21 protein-coding genes and 4 pseudogenes are annotated in these 23,455 nt (G+C 61.9%); 19 read left to right on the top strand and 6 right to left on the bottom strand.

Annotated features, from left to right (window positions below):
• Positions 1–355 precede the first annotated feature (355 nt).
• The 6 genes and pseudogenes from CXQ90_RS21200 to CXQ90_RS21180 all read left to right on the top strand — a co-directional run bounded on the left by CXQ90_RS21200 (position 356) and on the right by CXQ90_RS21180 (position 3,860).
• Positions 356–652: a hypothetical protein gene (locus CXQ90_RS21200; protein WP_104141317.1), complete on the top strand. Its 297-nt coding sequence runs from the start codon at positions 356–358 to the stop codon at positions 650–652.
• An 809-nt stretch (positions 653–1,461) separates the two neighbouring features.
• The gene (locus CXQ90_RS21195; RefSeq protein WP_104141316.1) at positions 1,462–1,698 is read left to right on the top strand and encodes a hypothetical protein; all 237 of its coding nucleotides are present in this window, start codon (positions 1,462–1,464) and stop codon (positions 1,696–1,698) included.
• A 611-nt stretch (positions 1,699–2,309) separates the two neighbouring features.
• A complete protein-coding gene (locus tag CXQ90_RS21190; protein WP_104141315.1) occupies positions 2,310–2,633 on the top strand; it encodes a hypothetical protein in 324 nt (107 codons plus the stop codon).
• Between the two features lie 238 nt (positions 2,634–2,871).
• Positions 2,872–3,045: a hypothetical protein gene (locus CXQ90_RS22555; protein ID WP_181038667.1), complete on the top strand. Its 174-nt coding sequence runs from the start codon at positions 2,872–2,874 to the stop codon at positions 3,043–3,045.
• A pseudogene (locus CXQ90_RS23110) lies at positions 3,042–3,233 on the top strand (hypothetical protein); the annotation flags it as partial. The gene CXQ90_RS22555 and the pseudogene CXQ90_RS23110, both read left to right, overlap by 4 nt.
• Positions 3,234–3,449: 216 nt before the next feature.
• On the top strand, positions 3,450–3,860 hold the full coding sequence (locus CXQ90_RS21180; protein ID WP_104141314.1) for a DUF3040 domain-containing protein: 411 nt from the start codon (positions 3,450–3,452) through the stop codon (positions 3,858–3,860).
• A 936-nt stretch (positions 3,861–4,796) separates the two neighbouring features.
• Here the strand turns inward: CXQ90_RS21180 and CXQ90_RS21175 are convergent.
• The 5 genes and pseudogenes from CXQ90_RS21175 to CXQ90_RS21155 form a co-directional block, all read right to left on the bottom strand.
• Positions 4,797–5,351: an ABATE domain-containing protein gene (locus CXQ90_RS21175; RefSeq protein WP_219816740.1), complete on the bottom strand. Its 555-nt coding sequence runs from the start codon at positions 5,349–5,351 to the stop codon at positions 4,797–4,799.
• A 778-nt stretch (positions 5,352–6,129) separates the two neighbouring features.
• Complete coding sequence (locus CXQ90_RS21170; protein ID WP_258064676.1) at positions 6,130–7,386, bottom strand: glycoside hydrolase family 15 protein; 1,257 nt, start codon at positions 7,384–7,386, stop codon at positions 6,130–6,132.
• A 132-nt stretch (positions 7,387–7,518) separates the two neighbouring features.
• Positions 7,519–7,995 (bottom strand): annotated as a pseudogene (locus CXQ90_RS23265) (trehalase-like domain-containing protein); the annotation flags it as partial.
• A gap of 346 nt (positions 7,996–8,341) precedes the next feature.
• Positions 8,342–8,893 (bottom strand): zinc-binding alcohol dehydrogenase, encoded by a 552-nt coding sequence (locus CXQ90_RS21165; RefSeq protein WP_181038666.1) that lies wholly within the window; start codon positions 8,891–8,893, stop codon positions 8,342–8,344.
• Positions 8,894–9,228: 335 nt separating this feature from the next.
• The gene (locus CXQ90_RS21155) at positions 9,229–10,473 is read right to left on the bottom strand and encodes an ROK family transcriptional regulator (protein WP_104141310.1); all 1,245 of its coding nucleotides are present in this window, start codon (positions 10,471–10,473) and stop codon (positions 9,229–9,231) included.
• Positions 10,474–10,591: 118 nt separating this feature from the next.
• Between CXQ90_RS21155 and CXQ90_RS21150 the strand changes: the two genes are divergently transcribed.
• From CXQ90_RS21150 to CXQ90_RS23260, 13 genes and pseudogenes are all read left to right on the top strand, one after another.
• Positions 10,592–11,686, top strand: a complete 1,095-nt coding sequence (locus tag CXQ90_RS21150; RefSeq protein ID WP_104141309.1) for a Gfo/Idh/MocA family protein — start codon at positions 10,592–10,594, stop codon at positions 11,684–11,686.
• A 45-nt stretch (positions 11,687–11,731) separates the two neighbouring features.
• Positions 11,732–13,024: an ABC transporter substrate-binding protein gene (locus CXQ90_RS21145; RefSeq protein WP_181038665.1), complete on the top strand. Its 1,293-nt coding sequence runs from the start codon at positions 11,732–11,734 to the stop codon at positions 13,022–13,024.
• Between the two features lies 1 nt (position 13,025).
• On the top strand, positions 13,026–13,949 hold the full coding sequence (locus tag CXQ90_RS21140) for a carbohydrate ABC transporter permease (protein WP_104141307.1): 924 nt from the start codon (positions 13,026–13,028) through the stop codon (positions 13,947–13,949).
• Positions 13,946–14,860, top strand: a complete 915-nt coding sequence (locus tag CXQ90_RS21135; protein WP_104141306.1) for a carbohydrate ABC transporter permease — start codon at positions 13,946–13,948, stop codon at positions 14,858–14,860. The genes CXQ90_RS21140 and CXQ90_RS21135 overlap by 4 nt, the downstream gene beginning before the upstream one ends.
• 96 nt (positions 14,861–14,956) lie before the next feature.
• Positions 14,957–16,009: a zinc-binding dehydrogenase gene (locus CXQ90_RS21130; protein ID WP_219816739.1), complete on the top strand. Its 1,053-nt coding sequence runs from the start codon at positions 14,957–14,959 to the stop codon at positions 16,007–16,009.
• 103 nt (positions 16,010–16,112) lie between these two features.
• Positions 16,113–16,910 (top strand): sugar phosphate isomerase/epimerase, encoded by a 798-nt coding sequence (locus CXQ90_RS21125; RefSeq protein ID WP_104141304.1) that lies wholly within the window; start codon positions 16,113–16,115, stop codon positions 16,908–16,910.
• The gene (locus CXQ90_RS21120; protein ID WP_219816738.1) at positions 16,907–18,193 is read left to right on the top strand and encodes a hypothetical protein; all 1,287 of its coding nucleotides are present in this window, start codon (positions 16,907–16,909) and stop codon (positions 18,191–18,193) included. The genes CXQ90_RS21125 and CXQ90_RS21120 overlap by 4 nt, the downstream gene beginning before the upstream one ends.
• A gap of 4 nt (positions 18,194–18,197) precedes the next feature.
• The gene (locus CXQ90_RS21115) at positions 18,198–18,935 is read left to right on the top strand and encodes a ThuA domain-containing protein (protein ID WP_104141303.1); all 738 of its coding nucleotides are present in this window, start codon (positions 18,198–18,200) and stop codon (positions 18,933–18,935) included.
• Positions 18,936–19,166: 231 nt separating this feature from the next.
• Positions 19,167–19,385 (top strand): hypothetical protein, encoded by a 219-nt coding sequence (locus CXQ90_RS21110; protein ID WP_104141302.1) that lies wholly within the window; start codon positions 19,167–19,169, stop codon positions 19,383–19,385.
• Positions 19,354–20,136 carry an ROK family protein gene (locus CXQ90_RS22550; RefSeq protein ID WP_104141301.1) on the top strand — a complete coding sequence of 261 codons (783 nt, stop codon included), beginning with the start codon at positions 19,354–19,356 and terminating at the stop codon, positions 20,134–20,136. The genes CXQ90_RS21110 and CXQ90_RS22550 overlap by 32 nt, the downstream gene beginning before the upstream one ends.
• A gap of 54 nt (positions 20,137–20,190) precedes the next feature.
• Entirely contained in the window at positions 20,191–20,361 is a 171-nt protein-coding gene (locus tag CXQ90_RS22545) for a hypothetical protein (RefSeq protein ID WP_181038663.1), read from the top strand.
• A gap of 465 nt (positions 20,362–20,826) precedes the next feature.
• On the top strand, positions 20,827–21,918 hold the full coding sequence (locus tag CXQ90_RS21100; protein WP_219816737.1) for an ADP-ribosylglycohydrolase family protein: 1,092 nt from the start codon (positions 20,827–20,829) through the stop codon (positions 21,916–21,918).
• Positions 21,906–21,956, top strand: a pseudogene (locus CXQ90_RS23260) (hypothetical protein); the annotation flags it as partial. The gene CXQ90_RS21100 and the pseudogene CXQ90_RS23260, both read left to right, overlap by 13 nt.
• Before the next feature lie 1,165 nt (positions 21,957–23,121).
• Here the strand turns inward: CXQ90_RS23260 and CXQ90_RS21095 are convergent.
• A pseudogene (locus CXQ90_RS21095) lies at positions 23,122–23,220 on the bottom strand (MgtC/SapB family protein); the annotation flags it as partial.
• Positions 23,221–23,455: the final 235 nt, after the last annotated feature.

Below are 23,455 nucleotides of genomic sequence, written 5' to 3'. Positions count from 1 at the left end.
TCTGGCATGCCGTACCGGCCTACCCCACCGTCAACGAGATCTGGCTCCGGCTTCTCGAAACCTACGGGCGCCCCTCCCAATAGAGGCGTCCGCGGTTGCCACGGTGTCTCCTCCCCACTCTGCGGACAAGACACCGTGGCAACCGCACGACCCCATCAAGGCAAGGCCGACTGCGACGAGGCCGCTCAGCATTGGCTCGCCCAATTTGAGGCGGATGCGTGCGACCAGCAGGAAGCCTCCGCCTGATCCCCCCAGACGCCGGGAGGGCCCGGCCGGTCCCGACACCCCGCGCCCTCCCGGCCACCACTCGCCCGTCCGAACCGCCGGGAATGACGCTCACAGAAAGCAGACCACTATGCAAAGCATCCTCGCTCGACCTTCTCACCTGGACAGCCTGGCCGACACCAGCCCTGGACCCCTCACCATCACCGCCAACCTGACCCTGACCTTCCCAGGCAATCAGGTCAACAAAGGCGCCACCATGGCGATGGCCCCGGCCGCCCCTCAGGGAGGCATCCTGACAGCCACCGGTCCCGACGCAACGACATTCACGCCACCGCAACTCCTGCCTGCTCACCTGGAGGACTGGCGGACTTGCGACCTGATTCATGCGCCATGGGTCGGCTGGTACTGCGAGACCACAACTAACTGAAACCGCGGCGGTGCCCACACATTCGCCTGATCCCCAGACGCAGGGGGTGCAGCGAATCCGCCACCGCAACCGACCGCATGGAAAGCATCTCGTGCATCAGCCATCGTTAATCCTCGTTTCACGACACATTGCTGCGGGTCGGGCCCCGAAGAGGTTCCTCTCAGTCCTGGCGGGGATGGCGTTGTACAAGCCGTCTGCAGTGGTTCAGGTAATCGGTTACCACTGCCGGCTGCTCGGTCATGCCTCCATGCAAGCAGACGGGCCGCTGATGCAACGGGACACACCGTACGCTCAAGCTCCCGGCGCACCGAGGACTTCAGGGAGTTCTTCCAGCCAAGTAACGGTGTGATCAGGGGCGGTGAAATAGTCCGGGTAATTTGATCCTGTCCGGTTGAGCCACGCCCGTGCGCATCCCGGCTCTGGCAGCACCGTGGATGTCCCACGGGTGGACGGCGACCAATAGCATCTGCTCGGGAGCCACCGCACACGCCTGGGCTGCATAATCGTAGGCGGCTCGGGCCGGCTTCCATCCTGTGGCCTTCTCCACGAAAGCAGTTTTCGAATCGGTCCCGGATTCCGGCTGCGACCAAGAGTTTGGTTCAGTAGGGAACACTACAGAATCGATGGTCGCAGCGGATCCACCCGGCCGGCCATCCCGTCCTAACAGACTCCACCGGCTTGTAGCCACGCATAACAACGCTTGCTTTACACGCCGCCCACCCCCGGACGTGCCGGTAAGTCCGTCCCTAAAGTTGGCCCGCGCACGGCCGCCTCGATGAAACTGCGCGCTTAGAAAGGCAAAAAGACCCATGTTGTTCTCTCCCGCGACCTTTGGCCAGCTCCAGGACGTTCCCGCTGATCAGTCCTGCCCTGAATTGGAAAAGCAGGTGGCAGAGGTACGCGCTGAAGGCGAAATGCGTGAACCCCGGAAGGAAGGCCTGCTGGGAAAGGCGGCCACCGCGATCACGACGGGGCTGGCGACGAGTGCTGGGCTACAGATCCTGCCCAACGTGCAAAAGTTCATCCAAACCCTAAGCGGTGGCTGACTCTGACTCAACAGCCTGCAACACCAGCCCGCGGCGGAAGCAACTCCGCCGGTGCTCGGCTCAGCCGAGGATTTCCGACACGAAAGCAAAATCATGACGTTTAAATCGATTCGTACTGCCTTTTTCACAGCGTTGGCAGCAGCAACGATCGCAGCCTGCGCCGCTTCAACGGCAACGCGAGCGGCAAATGCACGTCCCCTGGGGTCAGGGCTTTCCCTTGCTTCTCCCACACCTGCTGAAGGCAGATCCCATCAGGCTGCAGGCCGCCCATTTACTGTCGATGTCCGAACGCTGAGTAGCGGCCAAGACCCGTAACGGGAAGGTTGCCGCGGTTGGCCTTCCTGAGAGCAAGAAGACGACTTCAGGGCATCAGCCAGCGGCCGGGGCGAGCTGCGGAAGCGGACCAGGAATGGGCGCTTGGCCACTTGCCGTCCCACCTCCGCCCCGAGGACTGCAAAGGCTGCCGATCATTCATGCACTTCAAAGCAGATCTTGGAATAAAGAGCAGTGCGTAACCGGTTGAAAGGGTGACGGCGTGGGCCGCCGACAGAAGAGATTCATCTGGGACGCATGCGCCCGGAGCCGCCATCGTGAAGGAAGAAGCGAACGCCATGTTGTACAAGAACTCCCCCGCCAAGAGCGAGGGCAGCGCCGGTGCTCGACGACGAGGAACCGCTGTCAGCCCGGGCCGCTTCGGCGGGCACTCCGGATCTACGCACATCTCAAGGGGTTCGGAGGGCAACTGGTTCACCCGTCACACGGCTCTGGCCCTCCTCGCCGACGCGATCGGGGTCTTCCTGCTCTTGGGCGCGGTTTCAATCCATGACGTCTTCGCCGGTGCACTCGGGATTGCCCTCATGACGCTCGGAATCTTGTTCATCTCCATGCAGGACCCCGCGCCCATTCGCTGCTCCGGGTGCCCTCCTCAGGAATGAGACAGCTATCGGTTCCTGTCCCCACGGGTGTTGCCTTCAGTGGAAGGCAGGCAGAATCTCTCCCCAAAGCACTTGGCAGCTCGGCCCGACACTGATCCCGGGTTCCTGCCACACCGCATTCCATGTACGCCCCTCCCGCCCGAGCAAACCCGGATCCTCAACTGCCCTCAACACCACACGCATGAACCGGGCCTGAGCAGTACATCTCCGAGCAACAACAACAAAAAGGAATACGCACATGCCTAAGACCACGACGGAAATACTTACAGACGCACTGGAGCGGGCGGCAACCGCTCACGGAGTGTACGAAGCCGAAGTCCTCGGCGGAGTCCATGACGCCGAGTGGCCGCAATGGTACGCCGGCCATATGGCCGCCACACTCGCAGAGGGAGGACACCGGTTCACCACGTAAGTGAACTGCTTCAGGCCGCAACAGTCGCGGCCGTCGCAGAAGTTCCGCTCGACCGCTTGTGGCACGCCGTCCCGGCCTACCCCACGGTCAGCGAGATCTGGTTGCGCCTTCTCGCAACATATGGACGCCCCTCCGCCGAAGAACCACCCGCCCCAAGGGCCGGGACGCCTGCTCCACGATCCTGCTAGTGGGACGTCCCGTTCCCCGCGCGCTTGCTTGGGGGATGGTCACCCCCTCCCCAAAGCTTCCTACATAGCAACGAAAGGAAACCACCACATGACTAACCCCACGGGCTATCACACCCGCACAAACGCACTGATGGAGGCCGATGACCGCCCGTCTTTCACCGGCAATTCAGATATCCGGGCTCGCGCCAACCACACAACCCCGTTCGGGAGAACATAATGGCCCTCTCGGAACAGGAGCGGAACACGCTCGAGCAACTGGAGAAGCAGTTCAAGGAGGATGACCCGCAATTTGCGGATGCCATGGAAGCAGAAGCGGTCCTGGAGCATTCCGGATCCCGGATCATTATCGGCGTTCTCACCGCAGTGTCCGGGTTCTCCCTTCTGCTGTTGGGCGCCTCCCTCCGTGAGCCCGTCATCGGCCTCACCATCGGCGTCCTGGGCTTCGCGGCCCTGATAGCAGGCGGGTACATCGCCACGATGCGCAGCGCCCGAACCGGAAGCAAGCTCCCTCCTCGCGCCTCCGGTGAAACGGCGAGTGGTGGCGACACCGCACCGGAAAAGGACCGTCGCTTCTTCAAAGGCGGCTTTGGTGATGCAGCATTATGGACCCTGTTCTGGTGGGTGTAGCAGCACTGGCACTTCACTCAGCCTTCCGCGGGCGGCATGAAAGGAATCTCGAGGAACCCCACGACTACAGAGACAAAGATGACATGCACCGTTCAGAATCATTGGATCTCAGCGGGGAACAAGGTATCCATCCCCAGAAGCTGAAATCCCGCTCGGGCAAGGCAGTGGGCAGCCATGGCAGAAACTGCAGGGAACCAGCGGCTCGCATATTATCCGAGCCACTGAGCGCATCGGCCTTACAGGTACCCAAGGCGTTGGCAAGACAGCGGCCTTGAATCGCTTTTTCACGGCAGGCCGCGCGTACCTGGAGGAGCCGGCGGGCGGCTGTTGACAGATCGTGTCAGCTATTGGCCGCAGCATAGCGACACACTGGGTCAGAACACCACAGCGCTAGAACGCGCTAGAAAACGCTCAGGCCGTCGCCCGGGATGTCCCCCGGACGTCATCAGGACTCAACTTGCCCGGTTCCTCCTTCGTGCGAACAATGCCAATCGCCTCGTCAGCAACATCTCGCCGGATACCTTTTCATGTTGCCCTGGCGCGGCTTCTGCTCGCAGGACCACCTCCGGGCTGCTCGTGCTGGACGAACCTGCCCGGATGCGACAAGCGCGCTGCAAGCAGACTCGTCGCCGTCCTTCTCAACTACCCGGGAGCACTCATTTGTCGTCAGCAATCGGGAAGCCCTTCTAAATCGTCTGGCCTGGATCTGGTCTTTTGTCCTGAACGAGAGTGGGGCGCTGACGGAGTGAACAGTAAACAGGTACAGTGCGCCGATCTAGTACCAGGACAACTTCCCCCAGACGTAATCAAGCTCCAGGTGCTCGTCAGCTGCTTGCATCCTGACTTCTGATGGGGGCCTGACTGCAAATCTTCACACATGGTGCCATAGGCATATGGAAGGCATAGATCCCCGGCAGGGCATTCCTGTCGCCGCGTCTAGGGGAGACTTGGCGTTCTTTTTCTCTTGCGGGTCCGGTAGGCAGCCGCCTTCATCCTGTTGCCGCATGGCTCCATGCTGCACCACTCACGGCGGCCTCCACGAGAGCCGTCGATGAAAACCCTCGTGCACCCGGGGTCGGCGCACTCCTTGAGCCGCGGGGCATCCGCTCCGCTGAGAATCTCGATCGCGTGGCGGGCAACGGTGGACAATGCCTGGGCCGGAGTCGCTTCGATATGCCGGCCGCCAGGCCTGAGCTGCGGGACGGCAGGCGGGGTACGGGCAGCATCATTCACCGTCGAGAGGGCCTCCTTGCTGTACGCTTCTCCGTCCATTCGGGCGAGAACCAGAGAGTAGATGGCCTCCCGGACCGACACCGCCTGCCGAACGTCCGCTGGTTTACATCGGGTGCTTTCATTGACGATCCCGGACTCGAGAAACCAGGAATCAAGGCTTTCCGCGGAGGTCAGCATCTCAAAAGGTGCCCCGCGCCGTGAGCGGAGCGTCGCGGCGAAATCAAGCGCCGGGTTACCGCTGAGGAAGGAATGCTTCATGTCACCAGTCTGACAGGTGACGATGGGCATGCAAAATCATAACTTGTTCAACGGCTGACCAGAGGCGGCCGAAGCTTGGCCCGTTCCGGCAGGCCGTGGGGCCGCGACAGTCTGATGCCACTTCTGCACCGTACGTTCGCTCCGAGGTGTCCCTTCCCTGGGCCCGGTTGCCGGGCGGTACCCTCTTCGGGAGTTCACCCCCACGACTGAAGGATGATGAATGACTCAGCACGTAGAGAAGGACGTCCGCATCGTCAAACGTGGTTTAGAACTGCATTCCGGCCGTTCTGGTTTTCGCTTCGTGACGGTTATGGCAGGCTGGCCTTGCCGATCGTTCTGTTGGATTTGTGGCAGCAGGTTCAGCTACAAAGCATCCTGACCATTACATTGGGCCTTGCCGTGATCATGTCAGGAGTCCGATTTCCAGCGATACGGGGCTTCCTGGGCCGAAGGAGGAAGCGATCTAAGCCACCCGTCGTATCCAGGGCTCGCCAAATCAGCACCAGAATGGTTGCGCAGCCACATAGGTTCCGAAACGGCGATGGAATTCCCCACACGCACCTGTGGTGGTTTTAGCTAGCCGCTGCTTCGGCTCCGGGTGTGGTTCTGCAGTTGCTCCTAGAGCTTCTGCCGGGGGTGAGCTGCGGCGACTGGGGCATGGGCAGGTAAAACCTGGGTCTCCGTTTGCGGGCAGGGCATTGCCCGTCCACCGCCGTGGTGGCGCCTGAGCTGATCCCCGCGCTGCAGACAGTCTCCGGCTCTCCGGTAATGGAGTGCCTCACTTTTGCATGACGTTATCGAGAATTGTCGGGTGTTCGTCGTGTGGCCGGTTCTGTTCCGCTTGTTGAATGGCCCATGCAGCATGGATTAGCCCAATGTGGCTGAAGGCTTGGGGGAAGTTGCCCATCTGCTGGCCGGTCTCTGTGTCGATTTCCTCGGCCAGCAGTCCCACGTCGCTCAGGTAGCCGGCTGCCCGTTCAAATATCTCCTTGGCATCTGCAGTGCGTCCTGCCATGGCCAATGTCTCGGCGAGCCAGAAGGTGCACAAGAGGAAGCTGCCCTCCTCTCCGGGAAGTCCGTCGATTCCTGTGTCAGTCCGGTAGCGCAGAACGAGCCCACGGTCGTCCACTAGCTTCTCTTCGATGGCAGCGATAGTGGAAAGGATTTTGGGGTCTGTCGCGGGCAGGAACCCGACGATTGGAAGCATTAGAGCGGCCGCGTCCAGGCTATCGGACCCGAAGTGTTGCGTGAACGCCCCTACCTTGGGGTTCCAACCCTGCTCCAGGATTGCTGTACGGACTTGCTCAGCTGCAGCCGTCCATCGCTGGACACGGTCTTGAGCCTGAAGCTGCCCGGCCATCTTAATGGCCCGGTCTAGAGCTACCCAACACATGAGCTTTGAGTAGAGGAAATGCTGAGGCTCGCCGCGGATTTCCCAGATACCGTTGTCCGTCTGGCGCCACTGAGCTGCTGCAGCATCAGCCAGGTTGGCAAGGAAGCCCCGGATCTCCGGAGGAAGATCGCCCAGCTGGTCGCGCAGCCGGAAGGCCGCATCGAGAATTTCTCCGTAGACATCCAGCTGGGTCTGATTCCAAGCGCCGTTTCCAACCCTGACGGGCCGGCTGCCGCGCCAGCCGGCCAGCTGCGGAATCACGCGTTCAGTAAGGTCGTGCTCCCCGCCGATTCCGAACATGATTTGAAGAGGATGACTGGGGCCGGAGTGGGCGGCTGCGGCTGTGACAAAGGCGAAAAACTCTTCCGCTTCGTCGGGGCAGGCGGCGACCCACAAAGCCTGCAGGGTAAAACTCGCGTCACGAACCCATGAGTAGCGGTAGTCCCAGTTACGCTCACCTCCTTCCAATTCGGGCAGGGAGGTGGTCGCAGCGGCGACAATCGCACCGGTCGGCTGGTAGCTCAGTGCCTGCAGCACCCGGCCGGAATGCAGGACCAGGTCTCGCCAAGGGCCATCATAAGATTGGTGGTCTGCTGTCCATTCTTGCCAGGCAGCTACCGTCCTCAGCAGCGACTGCTGCATCTGGCTCTGGCTATACGCACTTGGAACCGCCTCGCCTAGGGATGAATACCGCAGAGCGAAGTTCAGGCTTTCGCCCTCGTGTAATTCCAGAGTGACATTCAGTTCTCCGGCCTCCGCATGAAGAACCTCTGGGCACGATAGGAGAAGCCTGCCTGATCCGCCGGTTGCCAGGATTCCCAAGCCGATACTTGTCATTACGGGAACAATGAGTCCGTACTCGGGCCGCGGCTTGAAGCAAAGGTCCAAAGACATCGATCCGCCGGTGCAGGTCAGGGACCGCAACAGGGCGTGGGGTGCTCCCTCACCAAGTCGGTGGGGGTCTAACGTCTCGCCGACCTCCATGGCATCCGTAAGCGTGACCTCCCCGGAATCTGTCCGGAATGTGGTCTCCAAGACCATGGTGCCATCAAGGTACCGACGGCTGCAGGCGCAGGGACCCTGCGGATGTATTGACCAGGTCCCCCCACTTTCACCAAGAATTGCGGCGAACACCGAGCTACTGTCAAAACGGGGAAAACACAGCCAGTCAACCGATCCGCCACGGCTGACCAGCGCCCCCGAATGCCGATCGGATAGCAGCGCGTAGTCCGAAATTGGAAGAGTGCTCATAGATAGCCGATCCTCTGACATGTGCTGTCCTGCAGTCTGGCAAACAAGGACGTCCTAAATCCCTGACCAACTTGCTACAGCGATTTATACGCCCGGTTTCTTGGGCGTTCAAGAGCCAGATAACTCTTTCCCGAGTGAACCCCTCCGGCTGCTGCACGGCGAACCCTTTCACCAGAACACGCAGCGGCAGCCTGAGGGCGTCTCTCATTATTTCAGAATCGGAAAATTGCTGTTTTTGGTTTCCGTTTACCATGCGAAGACGAATTTCTGGTTGAGGTTTCGGCTCGGAGCATGCGTTCTTGGGCAGCGACTCAGAAAGGTCATGATTTTTCCCTGAAGTCCAGGACTACCTGCAATGCCTGCTGCGGGTGCTGGCGGAGACGGCGTGGGTAATAAGGTCGGTCATGTGCAGCCGTCCGGAGACGGCCAGCTCCGTGGCGGTCCGGGTGAGGCGGTATCTGTCCCAGCGGTGCTGCAGTGCGGGCGCTACACCGGAAATCTGGGACGAAATGACCTGGACGCGGTTGTGGTGAAATTCCTCTCCAAGGTAGAGGCCTTTTCCGTCCCCTGGCATGAAGCCTGCGGCGCAGACGCGGGAGCTGTAAGCGACGGCGCGGATTGCCTCGTGCAGGGCACGGTAGTTGCCGGTGATTTCCAGGGCGGTGTCGGCTCCGCGCCCGTCTGTCATCTCGCGGATTGCTTCGGCGGCCGATCCGTCTGCCGGATCGAGGACATGGTCTGCACCGAGCTTGAGGGCAAGTTCGCCGCGGCTGGCAATGCCGTCCACGGCGATAACGCGTGCTCCATTGAGCCTCGCCAGCTGCGCGGCGATCTGACCGGGCACTCCGAGTCCGAAAACGGCTACGGTGTCGCCGACATGGATATCTGCATCGAGCACGACGTTTAGTGCAATGGTCCCGATTGCGAGAAGATCCCGATTCTCGGACCGCTACATCTGCGAGCGGACCGCCAGGGTGGAGGACGCCATGGCGCAGCCGACTGCCCGCCAGACGGTGTTGGACCTCCTGACGGGGCGGGTTGAGGCGTTTACCGTCCCGGGTCTGCCTGCCGGCTGCATGACAGTTCAGGCGGGAATGGCATCCGGGGAGCCGCATCATGAAATAGTCGATCTCCTCGCAGCTGCCCGTGAGGAGATGAGGCGGACCATGCTGGAGCGGTTCGACAAGGCCGTGGCGGGCGGCGATCTGCCGGCCGGCACCGACTGCAGGGGGTTCAGCTTTCCGAACCGATGCGTGTGCTGTCGATGCCGGGACGCTTGAGCAGAGACTCCGCCCCCTGTGGGGACAGGATGAATTGCAGGGCCAGGACGGCGGCGCCGAGGATGCCGGCACGCTCGTGTTGCCGACTGCTCTCCACGCGCAGCGTGCGGGTAGCCAGCGGAAGTACGCGCTGGTAGATCTCGGAACGGATGCCGGCCAGGAATGCGTCATTGAGGTCCGCGAACGGACCACCGATGACGATAGCAGTGGGGTTATAGAAACTGACGACCGCAGCCAGAACTTTTCCGATGCGTGTAGATGCTTCGCGGACTTCCCGGCGGGCATAGACGTTGCCGTCCGCGGCAAGACGCCTCACGTCACGCGCGGTCAGGGCTTCGGTTACTCCAAGCTCTCTGAGGTTCCGGGCCAAGGCGTCCCCTCCCGCCACGGCTTCCAGGCACCCCGTGTTTCCGCAGGAGCAGATCGCCTCCTCACTTCCGGGCACTTGGATGTGGCCGATGTCCCCCGCAGCGCCCTGTTCCCCCCGGTGCAGCTTTCCGTTGCTGACGATGCCGCAGCCGATTCCCGTGCTGATTTTGACGAACAACACGTGGCTGTCGCCCTCGGCGCGGGCCCAATATTCGCCCAGCGCTGCAAGGTTGACGTCATTGTCCACGAGCGTCTTCGCTGAATAGCGCTGGGCGAAAAAGGCAGGAACCGGGTAGCCGTCCCACCCGGGCATGATTGGCGGTCGGACAACGGTGCCGGTTGAGTGCTCCACCGGGCCGGGGACACCGATGCCGATGGCGCGTACATCTGAGGGTGACTTGCCTGCTTCCACCAACAGTTCCCGGAACACCTCGTCCATTCCGCTCAGGATCGTGTGTGGTCCGTCCGCGATGCACAGGTCGTACGTCCTGGCTGCGAGCACTGAGGCCGCAAGGTCCGTCACTGCCACTGAGCAGTGGGTGGCACCCAGGTCAGCTGCCAGGAGCACCCCCGCTGCGTTGTTCAACCTGAGGTGCCCGGCTGGCCGGCCGCCCGTCGAGGTTCCGATCTCTTCCAGAACCAGTCCGACGTCGATCATCCCGTCCAACCGCTGGGACACTGTCCCGCGCGACTGTCCCGACACGTCCACCAGGAAGCTTCTGGTGCAGCCCGGGGTGCGGGCGATCGCTTCCAGAAGCAAGCTGGACAGGCGGTCGCTATTGGAGGGGAGGGGCTGCTTCCGCTCGGAAACGTCTCTGCCGATGCTCATGCCTCCACCCTCCCATACTTTTGATAAAAAAAACATAACTTTTTCATATTGCGCGCATAAGTCGGCGGACTTAGCATCGAAAGGGTAAAAAGTTTGGCATTCGGCAGGGGCAATTGCAATGGAACGTTTGGGTGTAGGGATCATCGGCACGGGCATGATCGGCCAAGTTCATGCCGATGCCGCCCGGCGTTCCGGCGCCCACATCCTCGGCGTCAGTGGATCCTCATTGGACTCCGCCAAGGCGGCGGTGGAGGCTTGGGCCCCCGAGGGCCGGGCCATGCAGGTCGAGGAGATGCTCACCGACCCGCTGGTGAGCGTTGTCCATCTGTGCGTGCCTAACCACCTTCATGAGGCGTTTGCCACCCGAGTTTTGCAGGCTGGCAAACACGTGGTGTGCGAGAAGCCGCTGAGCCTCGATCTTGCCGGCACCCGGAGAATGACCGAACTGGCTGGCCGCTCCGGACTCGTCGCTGCCGTCCCTTTCATCTACCGCTATCACCCGCTGGTAGCCGAGGCACGCTCCAGGACCCGCACCGGGAACGTCGGCGATGTGCGGCTGATCCACGGATCGTACCTCCAGGACTGGCTGTCCGGTCCGGCGGCTCACAACTGGCGGGTCGATGCAGCCCGGGGCGGAGCATCGCGGGCTTTTGCGGACATCGGATCCCACTGGTGCGACGTCGTCGAGTGGGTCAGCGGACACCGCCTCACCGAAGTCCAGGCCATGACCCAGACGGTGCCACGGGACCGGATCGCTGCGGGTACCGCCCAGGACCCGACCCGGACTGAGGACATCGCATGTGTCAACTTCCGGACGGACAAGGGCGCGGTTGGAACGGTCGTCGTCAGTCAGGTTTCCCCCGGGCGCAAGAATCGCCTTTGGTTTGAAATCAGTGGCACCGAGTCAGGCATTTCCTTTGACCAGGAGCAGCCGGAGAGCCTGTGGGTTGGAAGCCTGTCGGGCATCCAAACCGTCCTGAGGGATCCGGCCTTCCTCTCTCCTGAGGCCGCTGCACTGCCAAACCTCCCCCCTGGGCACGCCCAGGGATACAACGACTGCTTTGCGGCCTTCGTGAAGGACGTCTATGCAGCTGTGGCCGGCCGACCCGAGGAGCGGATGCCGACCTTCACTGACGGTATTCGGGCTGCCGTCATCACGGATGCGGTCCTGTCCTCCGCGCAAAAGAATTCATGGGTTGACGTCCAGCACTAAGCCGGGCAGCAGCCATCAATCAGTAAGCAAGACAAGGAAGTCACAGTGATAAAACTCCCGTTCAAAGCGGCGGCCGCGCTCACAGCAGTTCTGGCGCTGGCTCTCACCGGATGCACCGGCGGCGCACCCAGCTCCGGCGGCAACTCCGATGAAAAGCAGATCCGCTACCTGCTCGGCCAGCCGGAGGCACCGGAAGACCTGGAACTACTCAAGGGTGACATCAAGAAATTCGAGGAGCAGTCAGGCATCAAGGTCAAGCTCGATGTCCTGCCGATCGACCAGCTACGCACCGTCCTGCAGACCCAGCTCCGTTCAGGCGATGGCCCGGACGTCTTCAACTACGACACCGGCCCCGGCTTCGCCGGCGCCTTGGCCCAGTCGGGCCTCCTTTATGACCTGACGGACGCCTACAAGACCCGCAACTGGAAGATCTACGACTTCGCCAAGGAGCGGGTGACCTTTGAAGGCAAGACCGTCGGCGTTCCCGACCTGATCCAGGAACTGGGCGTCTTCTACAACAAAGAGATCTTCTCCCGGCTGGGCATCTCTGAGCCCAAGAACTTTGCCGACCTCCAGGCGGCAGCGAAAACCATCAAGGACGCGGGCATCGTTCCGATCGCCGTCAGCGATAAAGAGGGCTGGCAGGGCGGTCACCTGTTGAGCATGTCCCTCGCCAGCCGCGCCGGCTCCAAGGGCATGAGCGATCTGCTCAATGGAACCACTCCATGGACCTCCCCGGACGTCGTCGCGGCACTCGATGCGTGGAGCCAGCTGAACAAGGGCGCATACCTGACGCCCACTCCGACGGCTGTCTCCTACGACAACGGCAACGCCCTCTTCTACTCCGGCAAGGCCGCCATGACCGCGACAGGAAGCTGGCTCATCACCGGCGTCCAAAAAAACGCGAAGTTTGACGTTGGGTTCATGCCGTTCCCCGGCGCCAATGACAAGGGAATTTTCAGCGCCGGGTTGGGATCGGGCACCTTTGTGTCGGCCCAGACCAAGAAAAGCGAGTCGGCCCTGAAGTTCCTTGACTACCTGCAGACCCCGGAACACGGACGCTGGCAGGTAGAAGAAGTGCACGCCATTCCGGCATTCCCCGTCGAAGCATCCGGCACCAACGCCTCACCGCTTTTCGCGCAGGTCCTCCAGGACACGGCCAAGATCGCAGACGGCAGCGGTGACTTCGGCTACAGCATCGACACCCTGAGCACCGACGTGTTCAACACGGCCCTGTGGGACGGATTCCAAGGGTTGCTGACCGGGCAGAAATCTCCGGAGCAGGTATCCCAGGACCTGCAGACTGCCTTTGAAAAGTCTGCCGCAGAAGGCAAATGACATGAGCTCGACTATCACCTCGACCACGCCAGCGGTGACCAGGCGGGCACAAACCCGCCTGGGCATCGCCCTCATCGCACCGCTGATGATCCTGGTCACACTGTTCTTCGTCCTGCCGATGTGCAGCGCCATCTACTATTCGTTCGTCGATTTTGACGGCATCAACCCGAACCCGGAGTTCGTCGGACTGGACAACTACACCCGCATGTTCACCGATCCCGAGGTCTGGCACGCCCTGGGCAACAACGCAATATGGATCGTCCTGGGCACGGCGGCCCCGCTCGCGATCGGCCTTGTTCTTGCACTGCTCCTGTGGAACGTCAAGCGAGGAAACATGTTCTACCGCCTGGCGTTCTTCCTGCCCTACGTATTGCCAGGCATCGCCATCGGCATTGTCTGGGGCTGGATCTACGACCCCGTCAACGGATGGTTGAACAAGGCCCTCCAAAGCATCGGCCTCGGACACCTGACTACCGGCTGGCTCGGTGAACCAAACACCGCCCTGTACGCCGTCCTGGCGACAGCGATCTGGGCATCCACCGGGTTCGTGCTGATCATTTTCCTGTCAGCACTGCGAAACGTTGACACCGAACAGATCGACGCATCCCGCCTGGACGGCGCGAACGCTGCGCAACGACTGTGGCACATCATCCTGCCCCAGATCATGCCGGTGTTCCTCATGGTCACAACGATCACCCTGGTCGGCGGCTTCAGTGTCTTCGACATCATCTTCATCATGACCGGCGGCGGCCCCGCCAACGCCACCAACGTGATGGGCACCTACGCGTACAACAGTGCCTTCAAGGTGAGCGACATCAGCTACGGAACGACCCTGGCCCTGCTGATCACGGCGCTCTCGGTGCCGTGCGCGGTGCTGTTGAACCGGCTGCAACGACGACTCTCTCTTCAAGGAACAGGCGCATGAGCGACATCACAGTATCCGAGCGTGACAGGCTGCAGCTGCCCGAGGCCCTGAACCGGCCGGCGGCCACGGAAGAGAATGCCGCGAGCCCGCGGCGGAAAACCGCGTTGGCCGGAAAGCATGTATTGCTGATCGCGCTGGCACTCATTTCGCTGTTCCCGGTCATCCTGATCATCTCCACGGCATTGAAGACGGAAGCAGACGTGCGGGTGGATCCCTTCTCGCTGTTCTCCTCGTTCTCCCTGGAGAACATCACCACGGCCTGGACCGAAGGACACTTCGGGGAGTACCTGGGCAACAGCCTCCTGCTGACCGTTCCCAGCACCCTTCTGGTCGTGGTGCTCTCGACGATGGCCGGCTACACCTTCGCCCGGCTGCCGTTCCGCGGCCGGTCAGTAGCCTTCTACCTGGTCGTGCTGGGCCTTCTGGTGCCGTTTTTCACCTACATGATCCCGCTGTACTTCCAGTTGCGCGGCCTCGCGCTGCTGGACACGCTCGCTGGCGCGATCCTGATCCTGACCTCCACGGGTGTGTCCTTCGGAACGTTCTTCATGCGGGCGTTCTTCTCGGACCTGCCCACGGAACTGGAGCAGGCAGCCCGGGTGGACGGGTGCTCCGAATGGCAGATTTTCCTCAAGGTCATGCTTCCGCTGGTTGGTTCGGGCGCGTCGGCACTCGGTGTCTTCACGTTCCTGCAGAACTGGAACAACTTCCTGGTCCCGCTGCTGTACCTCCCGGGCGGGGAATTCCGGCCCCTCACCACCGGGCTGTACCAGTTCACCGGCGGCCGGTCCATCGACGTCGGCCCGCTTGCGGCCGGCACCCTGATCACGATCCTGCCCGTCATCGTGCTCTTCCTGGTCATGCAGCGCCAGGTCGCCTCCGGCTTCATTTCCGGTGCCGTCAAGGGCTGACGACGCCGGAGGGCCGGTACCGGCCCTTTCGTACACCAACGCTAAACAAGGCGACTCGCTCAAAGCGATCGCAAGGAGATCTTCAATATGGGTTCTATGGTCAGTTTCACTTCGCCCCGGGTTGCAGAGGTAATCAGCGAGCCGGACCCGCCCTTGGGAAGCCAGGAGGTGCGGCTGCGGACACTGTTCACCGGCATCTCCGCAGGTACCGAGCTGGCCTCGTACCGCGGCACCAACCCCTACCTAAGCAAACAGTGGAACAAGGAGCACAAGCTCTTCGTCGACGGCACCTCCTCGCTCAGCTACCCGTTGGACGGCGTGGGCTACGAGGAAGTCGGCGAAGTCGTGGAGATCGGCGCCGACGTCACGAAGGTCGCCGTAGGCGACCGCATCTGGGGCATCTGGGGCCACCGGACATCCACCGTCCAGACCGAGGAATACGCGGCGGCGCGCATCCTGGACCGCGACGCCGACCCCCGGATCGGCATGTTTTCCCACATCGGAGCGGTCGCACTGAACGTCGTCCTGGACGCCGACATCCACATCGGTGAAACAGTCGCGGTCTTCGGCCTGGGCGTGCCCGGACAGATCGTCGCCCAGCTGGCCAGGCTCAACGGCGCCCGCGTGATCGCCGTCGACGGCATCGAACAACGCCGTGAGCTGGCCAAGGAACTCGGCGCCGACGTCGTCCTAGATCCCTCGGAGGGCGACATCGCCACCAAGATCCGGGAGCTTACCGGCGGCCGTGGCGCTGACGTGTGCCTGGAGATTTCGGGGAACTACCGTGCGCTGCACGAAGCGATCCGCTCGGTCGCTTACAGCTCCCGTGTCTGCGCGGCAGGATTCCTGCAGGGAGAGGGCGCCGGACTGCGCCTGGGCGAGGAGTTCCACATGAACCGCGTCCAGGTTGTCTCCTCCCAGATCTCCGGGCCGGCACCGTCGCTGCAGCACCGCTGGGACAGGTACCGGCTGAACCGGACCGTCATCGATCTCGGTGTGTCAGGCAGGCTCAAGCTGACGGAGCTGATTTCCCACACCATCCCGCTGGAAGAAGCAGTCCGGGCATTCAAGATGCTGGACGGCAATCCCCGGGACGCCCTTCAGGTGGTCTTGAGCTGCGAGGCATCCGGGACAGACGTCGACGCATGATGACCCGCCTGTGCAGCGCTGCCACCGGCAGGCCCACCCTCCGGACCTTACTTCTGACACGCCGGTCCCCTAGGCCGGCACACAACAATTCTTGGAGCAAAAAATGAACATGATCTGCGTGCAGGAACAGCACCTGCCCGGCCAGTCCATGGAGGAGAAGTGGGACACCGCGCAGGAGTGGGGCTTCGACGGGATCGAGCTGCGCGGAAAGGGGGACTTCGGCTTCCGCGAACGGCTGCCCGAACTGCGAAAAGCGGCAGCCCGCGGAATTTCCATGCCGACCGTCTGCGTCGAAATGCTGCACTTCATCGGGGCGTTTGACGCCACACAGCGCCAGGACGCGATTGTGCAGATGAAATCGCTGCTGGATGTCATGGCGGAGATCGGCGGACGGGGAGCCATGACCCCGGCCTCCTATGGCATGTTCTCCGACCGGCTCCCTCCCTTCGTGGCTCCCCGGAGCACGGCCGAGGACCGCGAGGTCCTTATTGACGGGCTGGGCCAGCTCGGAGCGCACGCCGCCACCCTGGGCGTCGAACTGTATCTCGAACCGCTGAACCGCTATGAGAATCACATGGTCCGCCGCCTGGACGACGCGGTCTCCCTCATTAAGGAGATCGGGCTCGATTCGGTTAAAGTTGCTGCCGATACCTACCACATGAACATTGAGGAATCCGATCCGGCCGCGGCGCTGCTGGCCGCGGGCCCCTACATTGGACATGTCCAGGCCAGCGACTCCAACCGCCTGGAACCGGGCGCGGGTCACATCGACTGGGCGTTGTTCGGCGCCACGGTTTCTGCCATCGGCTACACCGGACCTGTCGCAATGGAGAGCCGGTTGTCCGGCCCCGCGCAGGACGTCCTGCCGGCATGCCCGGTCCTGCTGCGGAGATTCCTGTGAACCATGCGATGATCTCCCCCGCGACGGCCGTACTGATAAGGAACTGGAGAGGCCGGCACACCGTTCCCGCCGGCGGCCTTTACCCCCACCAGTGGAGTTGGGACTCGGCCTTCATCGCCATCGGCCTGCGGCACATCTCTCCCCGCCGCGCCCAGCAGGAACTGGACTCCCTGTTCAGCGCGCAGTGGTCCGACGGGCGGCTTCCGCAGATTGTTTTCGATCCGACGAGGGATGATTACTCACCCGGAGCCAGATTTTGGCGAAGCGACAGCATCCCCGGGTCGCCGCCGGTCTCCACTACCGGGCTGGTGCAGCCGCCCAACCACGCCTGGGCAACGCTGCTGGTCCACGAATCCGACCCGTCGGAATCCCGCCGCCGCCGTTTTCTGGGCCGGGCCTACCCCCGCCTTGTGGCCTGGCACCAGTACCTGCATTCGCGCCGGCGTTCACCGGAAACCGGCCTTGTCGCCGTCGTGCATCCGTGGGAGAGCGGGCTGGACAATTCACCCTACTGGGACAGCTCGCTGGAGAATGTGGCCGGATCCTTCGGAGACGACGTGCCGCGGCCGGACCTGGAACATGCGGACGCCACGGAACGTCCGTCGAACAGGGAATATGGCAAGTACCTGTACCTTGCAGCGGCATACCGCGATGCCGGCTGTGACGATTCGGCCGCAGCCTGCCTGTTCCGGGTCGAGGACCCCACCTTCAACGCCATCTGGGCACGATCCGAGCTCGCACTGGCGGGCATCGCCGAAGAACTGGGGATCACCCCGGCCTATGATCACCGGCAACGGTGCCGGGACATCACGGAAGCCTTGGAATCCCTCTGGGACGGGGAGCTGGGCACATACGTGGCCCGCGACGCCATCACGGGTGACCTGCAGAAGTACCGGACAGTGTCAGGCCTCATGCCGCTGCTCCTGCCCGAAATCCGCCGCGGGGATGAGCTGGAGGCGCTCTTGCGCGGCCCGCACTTTGCGCTGGGCACATCCTGCCTCGTGCCCAGCCACGACCTTACTGCGCCGACGTTCGACGCCTCGCGGTACTGGCGTGGACCGTCCTGGTTCAACACCGCATGGCTGCTTGCCGAAGCCCTGAAGACCCGGGGCGCGGCAGCCGACACCCGGGCCCTGGCAGCTTCCATGGCCGGACTAGCCGTCCTCAATGACTTCCCCGAGTATGTCGACCCGCACACCGGCGAACCCCATGGAACCCGGCTGTTCAGCTGGACGGCCGCGCTGTGCCTGGACCTGCAGCACCGACTTATCGATGGAGAATGACAGCATGACATCCACTGCAACACCCATCCGGGTAACAGTGTGGAACGAGAACGTGCACGAAAGCTCAGAGCCACAGATCGCCGAGCACTACCCGCACGGCATCCATGGAGCCATCGCCGAAGGCATCCGAGAGATCCTCGGTGACCAGGCCGCGATCCGGACGGCGGTCTTGTCCGACGACGATCACGGCCTGACGGAAGAGGTCCTGGCCTCTACAGACGTCCTCCTCTGGTGGGGCCACATCGCCCACGACCAGGTCTCCGACGTCGTCGTCGATCGTGTCCAACGCCATGTCCTCGCCGGCATGGGCCTCATCGTGCTGCATTCAGGACACTTCTCGAAGATATTCATCCGGTTAATGGGCACCACCTGCTCTCTTCAATGGCGTAACGACGGGGACCGCGAACTGGTCTGGACAACGGCCCCTCACCACCCGATCACGGCCGACATCGGCGTACCCATCGTCCTTGACCGGCACGAAACCTACGGCGAATACTTCGACATCCCCACACCCGACGAGCTGGTCTTCCTCAGTTCCTTCGAAGGCGGGGAAGTCTTCCGCTCCGGCGTCACCTTCACCCGCGGTTACGGAAAAATCTTCTACTTCAGCCCTGGCGATCAGAAATACCCCATCTACTACCACCGACCGATCCGGCAGGTCCTGGCCAACGCAGTCAGGTGGAGCGCGCCCGTGAGGGCTCGCTCGCTCCCCTCGCCGGTACACACTACCCGCATCGTGTAACTGGTCTCGGCTGCCTCGGAAGCGCTTCCAGCGCAGCCCATCGCCCCAGCTCCCACTACGGATCCACAGCGACCAACCGGATTAGTCCTCACCAAGACGGGGACCAACCTTTTAAGCATCCCGGGCCCTGCGAATCGTAGGAGCCGTCCGTTCGTATGCATCGTCCCGGTCCCATGATGTCGGTTGTCCGGAGTGACTGTAAATCAGTGTTACCCAGAACAGGAAAGACCAATGATCACTGTTGCCTCCGGGCCTATCTATCACGTCACGGCGGACGACCCACAGGAGATCGCCGAAAGCCTCGATCTCGCTGAGCAATTAGCCCAGGAGCAGGCTCTCAGGGAGGGCGTGCGCGGGATTCTCGTGACGCGCAACGGACCGACCTCGTTCACGGTGGCTCTGAGCGCTGACGTCCCCTATGGAACCACTCTGGAACGCCAGATCGGGTAGGACCATGGCAGCGTCAATCCCAATGTTGAAAACGGCCGATCCCGGACATTGCTTGAAGCATCACCGCCCGCGGCAGGTGGAGTCGGCCGATTCTGACCTAAGACCGAACCAAGCATGGAAGAGGGCTCGCATGATGCCTGCGGCGTTACGGCAATACGCCCCCTCCCGAGTGATGCACTGGCCCACCGCCGTTGAATACGTCACTTCGCGGCCGCCGGGGGGTGAGGTCTCCACGTCGCCTGACGCGGGCCAGGTTCGGACAATACCGGGCGGTCAATGGTTGCTGACCGTCCTGTCCCTCAAGGTTTCCCCGGCCCTCTGCAGCTGCGGTGCCACCGGGTGCCTCGCGACCGAGGCCAGCGGAGGGGCTATCGTGCGCATCCTGAAGGAGCGGGGTATCCCCGCGGAAACTACCAAGGACGCGGTCCGTCTCATACAGGACGGGAACGCTGAGGCTATTGCGCTGTCCCGCCGGGCCGGCCATCTGCTCGGAGAAGTGCTCGCCACCTCGCTGGCGCTCCTTAACCCCGCGGTCCTCGTCCTCGGCGGGGCCATCCCCGCCGCGTGTCCCACCTTCGTACAGGCAGTGCGGGAATCAATCTTTGAAAGGTCGGTTCCCATGGCGACCCGGGAACTCAACATCACTATGAGCGCCATCGGCGCGGACGCCTGCCTGCAGGGTGCCCGGCACATGGTAATGACTCAAGCATTCTCTGCCGCCGCGGTCGACGCCCGTCTCGCGGCCTCCTAGCCCCGGTGGCGCTCCTTCGGAAAGAAGGATCCATAACAAGGAAGAAGAAATCCAATGAGCGATAGATGGTTCGCCGTTGAGGACAACAACGGCAGGCTGTTCTCGGTGGACGAAGTAAAGGTCACCTTCAAGAAAGACCCGCGAGTCGGAAGAGTGTGGACTATGTCGCAAGTCCAGCTGGCCGAACTTCAAAACGCAATCGAAGCCTACCGGACGATGAACTGAGTAGGTACCGCCGGCAGGTCTGGAAAGCTAGATGGCTACTTCTAAGCCAGACGCAACTGTGGCGGGAGCTTCACGTTCCCGCCACATGGCCTTGAGTTCCACACTCCCCCAACTCGTGGAGAAGTTCGCCCTCGAGGAAGCGCATGCAGTCCCGGCACGCGGAGCTGGTACGTGCGCATATTCGATTTGAAACTATTCGTGCAATTGATCAAAGCTGCAGGTCGGCTGCTCAAAGTCTTGGCGAAAACGGCCCTTGTGTAACCGCACTCGTTAAGTCCGGAGAATCTTGCTCCCGGAGGGTGCTCGTCCAATTGGGGCACACCCCAACCTGACTTTGTTATCGGTGGCGGGACAGCGGATCGGGTATGTGCGTAATGCAGAAGCAAGTCACCCAAGGATTCCTTTCGGGCTCGGTCAAGGGCTAATAAGCCGACCTCGCCCCCATCTCACAACCAGGAGAAAATTGTGCACGACGTACTCGATCCACGTGATCTCATCCCTGATGAAGCGGAGCAGCTCGCCATCAGCGGCTACCCTGCAAAAACAATTGAAATGGAAGCGCGCGCCGCCGCCCACAGCGGCGACCTGCCAAGGCTGAAGGACGCAGTGGCCCAGCTGGGCAAGCTGACCCGTGCCCCTGATTGGGGATATGACGAACCTGACGACGACGAGAGCCTGACAGAGCTCATCGCCGGGCTTCCTGCCATCAAGTTTGATCAGGCACAGTTGCCTGACCGCCTCCGCGGGGCCTGGCTGGGACGCGTGGTAGGCAATACCTTGGGCAAGCCGGTAGAAGGCCTCAGCAGATCTGAGCTTGAAATTTACCTTCGGGCTTCCAATCAGTGGCCCCAAACTGGATACCTTCCCCTGCTCTCCCCGTTGCCTACGGGCGTATCCCAGCTTCACCCGTCTGCTCCGGTTGCCACTGCCGGCAAGTTTGAAGACGTTCCACGAGACGATGACATCGACTGGACCATCCTCGGCCTTTTCCTCCTTGAAAAGCATGGACGTGACCTCACAACCGGCCAGATCGCCGCCCAATGGCTCGACCGCGTTCCCTTTACCCAGACCTACACTGCCGAGCGGGCCGCCTACCGTAACCTCATCCATGGGTTTACGGCCCCCGATACGGCTACCGAAAACAACCCCTACCGGGAGTGGATAGGGGCTCTGATCCGCGGCGACGCCTTTGGTTATGCAAATCCCGGCAATCTCGGAGAAGCCGCCCGACTGGCTTTGGTGGATGCCCGGCTGAGTCACACCGCAAACGGAATTTACGGCGAGATGTGGGCAGCGGCCCTCGTGTCGGCATCATTCGCCACGGACAAAGCGGAGATCGCACTCGAGGCTGCTCTCGAAGTTGTGCCTGAGCGGTCCCGGCTCGCAGAGGCCCTGCGAAGCGTGATTGATCTTTACAACAGCGGCGAAACGCACAGTGCAGCTCTGGACTGGGTAGATTCCACCCTTGGCGACTACCCCTGGGTGCACACCATCAACAATGCAGCTCTCATCTCGATCGGCCTGTTGTGGGGGGGGAGACCTTCATGGGTGCGGTAGGAATTGCAATCTCGGGCGGACGCGATACCGATTCGACAGCAGCAACGGTCGGCAGCGCATATGGGGCCTTGCACGGAAGCTCTTCCATTCCAGTCGAGCTGGTCGGGACAACACACAACCGAGTGCGCAGCGCTGTCCGCGACTTCGACCGCATCACCATCGACGAACTGGTCCAACGAACGCTGAAAGTAATTGCAGACTTGGAAAAGGCTGACGGATCATAGCCGCGACCCGCACCCCGGTACATACGCCTGAGGGGGAGCCATGACGGTCCTCTCATCAACGACCAGCACGGAGTTCTTTCTCCTGGGACGCATTCATCCTCTGCATCTGATCCGTCCATGGCTGGGGTCAATTCAGGTTATCCATGGCTGGAAGTGGGAGCCGTTGGGGTAGCTCCCTTGCAGCAGTAGCGGTGGAAAACCTATAAGAACTGTCCCGGCTGTGGGCGGCAGCATACGTCTTCACGATGGAGCAGCTGAGAACCAATTCCCACCGCTTCCGCAGTCCGGCAAGGAGACATTGTCGGGTTGGGGCGGGTCCAACTGGACGGACATTCCGCCCTAGCCAAGCTCGGGATTCAGAACGCGCTGAACCGCGATTATACAGTCCGTACATGTTCTCGTCATGTCGGCCCAGCCTTACTGCCTTCAGGGAACGCTACAGGATCGAACCCAAGTCATCGCTTCGGGAAGGGACACGAACATTCTTGAGTCACAGGGGGTTGGGTGCCTGCCGAGAAAGAAGTATGCCGCAGTCTGATCGACGATCGCATTTGCGACTATGGCCACACGAGTCGCCGGCCACGGCCCTGCAGCCAAAGCCTTTCGAGCACGATAGCTAACTGTTCGTATCCCATGTAACTCGAAGATCAGGGGATACGCTTCTCCTGCACTCAGTTCGCAGACTTCCGCCAAGACTGTCATGGCGTTTTCCTCGGTGACCTCTTCCGCGCCCCATTCCACGAACATGATGCCTTTGGACAGTACGACGTGAATTAGGGTGACAGGGCGCGGCCGAGCAGTCATTGCACCTCCACGGACAATGTTCAGAGTGGTTGATATGGAATGTCGCCTGTGAGCATTAGGTCCAAGGAGAGACTGTCGGCAGGCATAGGCGGGCGCTTGAAGGCCAAGGCGGATGACGAGCAGGGTTTGTCATGCCAATGGTCATCAGGTGGCAGATCGGGGTGCGCCGTCTAGTGAGGCCTGCTCCACAGGCCATGCCCACTGCAGCGGTGAGCCAGATGCTTGCCGCGGTGGTTAGCCCGCGAACAACATCACGGCGCAGGAAGATAACTCCCGGCGCCTAGGAAAGTCGCCTCCGGTTCCGGTCGTGTGATCAGCAATCATGATTTTCGCGGCCGAGGCAGGTTGACGGTAGGCCAGTTAAAGAACAGGAGTTGCAGTAGATGTGGGAACTCCTGCAGTGAAGCTGGTTCCTATTGTGCCCGGCCTTATTGGGGGAACCATCCGGTGACGGCGGGACGGAGGTTTTGGTACACGTGTTTGATTTCCTGGTACTCGGCCATTCCGGT

Origin of the sequence: Arthrobacter sp. ZGTC131 (assembly GCF_002929275.1) — a bacterium.
Lineage (GTDB): Bacteria > Actinomycetota > Actinomycetes > Actinomycetales > Micrococcaceae > Arthrobacter.
This window is presented reverse-complemented; position numbering and strand designations above follow the sequence as displayed.

What these genes read in the sequence shown, in the direction of transcription:
- CXQ90_RS21175 (WP_219816740.1), bottom strand. Translation starts at nt 5,351, where the DNA reads ATGAAGCATTCCTTCCTCAGCGGTAACCCGGCGCTTGATTTCGCCGCG.
- CXQ90_RS21170 (WP_258064676.1), bottom strand. Translation starts at nt 7,386, where the DNA reads ATGCAGCAGTCGCTGCTGAGGACGGTAGCTGCCTGGCAAGAATGGACA.
- CXQ90_RS21130 (WP_219816739.1), top strand. Translation starts at nt 14,957, where the DNA reads ATGGTCAGTTTCACTTCGCCCCGGGTTGCAGAGGTAATCAGCGAGCCG.
- CXQ90_RS21125 (WP_104141304.1), top strand. Translation starts at nt 16,113, where the DNA reads ATGAACATGATCTGCGTGCAGGAACAGCACCTGCCCGGCCAGTCCATG.
- CXQ90_RS21115 (WP_104141303.1), top strand. Translation starts at nt 18,198, where the DNA reads ATGACATCCACTGCAACACCCATCCGGGTAACAGTGTGGAACGAGAAC.
- CXQ90_RS22545 (WP_181038663.1), top strand. Translation starts at nt 20,191, where the DNA reads ATGAGCGATAGATGGTTCGCCGTTGAGGACAACAACGGCAGGCTGTTC.
- CXQ90_RS21195 (WP_104141316.1), top strand. Translation starts at nt 1,462, where the DNA reads ATGTTGTTCTCTCCCGCGACCTTTGGCCAGCTCCAGGACGTTCCCGCT.
- CXQ90_RS21150 (WP_104141309.1), top strand. Translation starts at nt 10,592, where the DNA reads ATGGAACGTTTGGGTGTAGGGATCATCGGCACGGGCATGATCGGCCAA.
- CXQ90_RS22555 (WP_181038667.1), top strand. Translation starts at nt 2,872, where the DNA reads ATGCCTAAGACCACGACGGAAATACTTACAGACGCACTGGAGCGGGCG.
- CXQ90_RS21190 (WP_104141315.1), top strand. Translation starts at nt 2,310, where the DNA reads ATGTTGTACAAGAACTCCCCCGCCAAGAGCGAGGGCAGCGCCGGTGCT.
- CXQ90_RS22550 (WP_104141301.1), top strand. Translation starts at nt 19,354, where the DNA reads ATGGAACCACTCTGGAACGCCAGATCGGGTAGGACCATGGCAGCGTCA.
- CXQ90_RS21135 (WP_104141306.1), top strand. Translation starts at nt 13,946, where the DNA reads ATGAGCGACATCACAGTATCCGAGCGTGACAGGCTGCAGCTGCCCGAG.
- CXQ90_RS21180 (WP_104141314.1), top strand. Translation starts at nt 3,450, where the DNA reads ATGGCCCTCTCGGAACAGGAGCGGAACACGCTCGAGCAACTGGAGAAG.
- CXQ90_RS21155 (WP_104141310.1), bottom strand. Translation starts at nt 10,473, where the DNA reads ATGAGCATCGGCAGAGACGTTTCCGAGCGGAAGCAGCCCCTCCCCTCC.
- CXQ90_RS21200 (WP_104141317.1), top strand. Translation starts at nt 356, where the DNA reads ATGCAAAGCATCCTCGCTCGACCTTCTCACCTGGACAGCCTGGCCGAC.
- CXQ90_RS21110 (WP_104141302.1), top strand. Translation starts at nt 19,167, where the DNA reads ATGATCACTGTTGCCTCCGGGCCTATCTATCACGTCACGGCGGACGAC.
- CXQ90_RS21140 (WP_104141307.1), top strand. Translation starts at nt 13,026, where the DNA reads ATGAGCTCGACTATCACCTCGACCACGCCAGCGGTGACCAGGCGGGCA.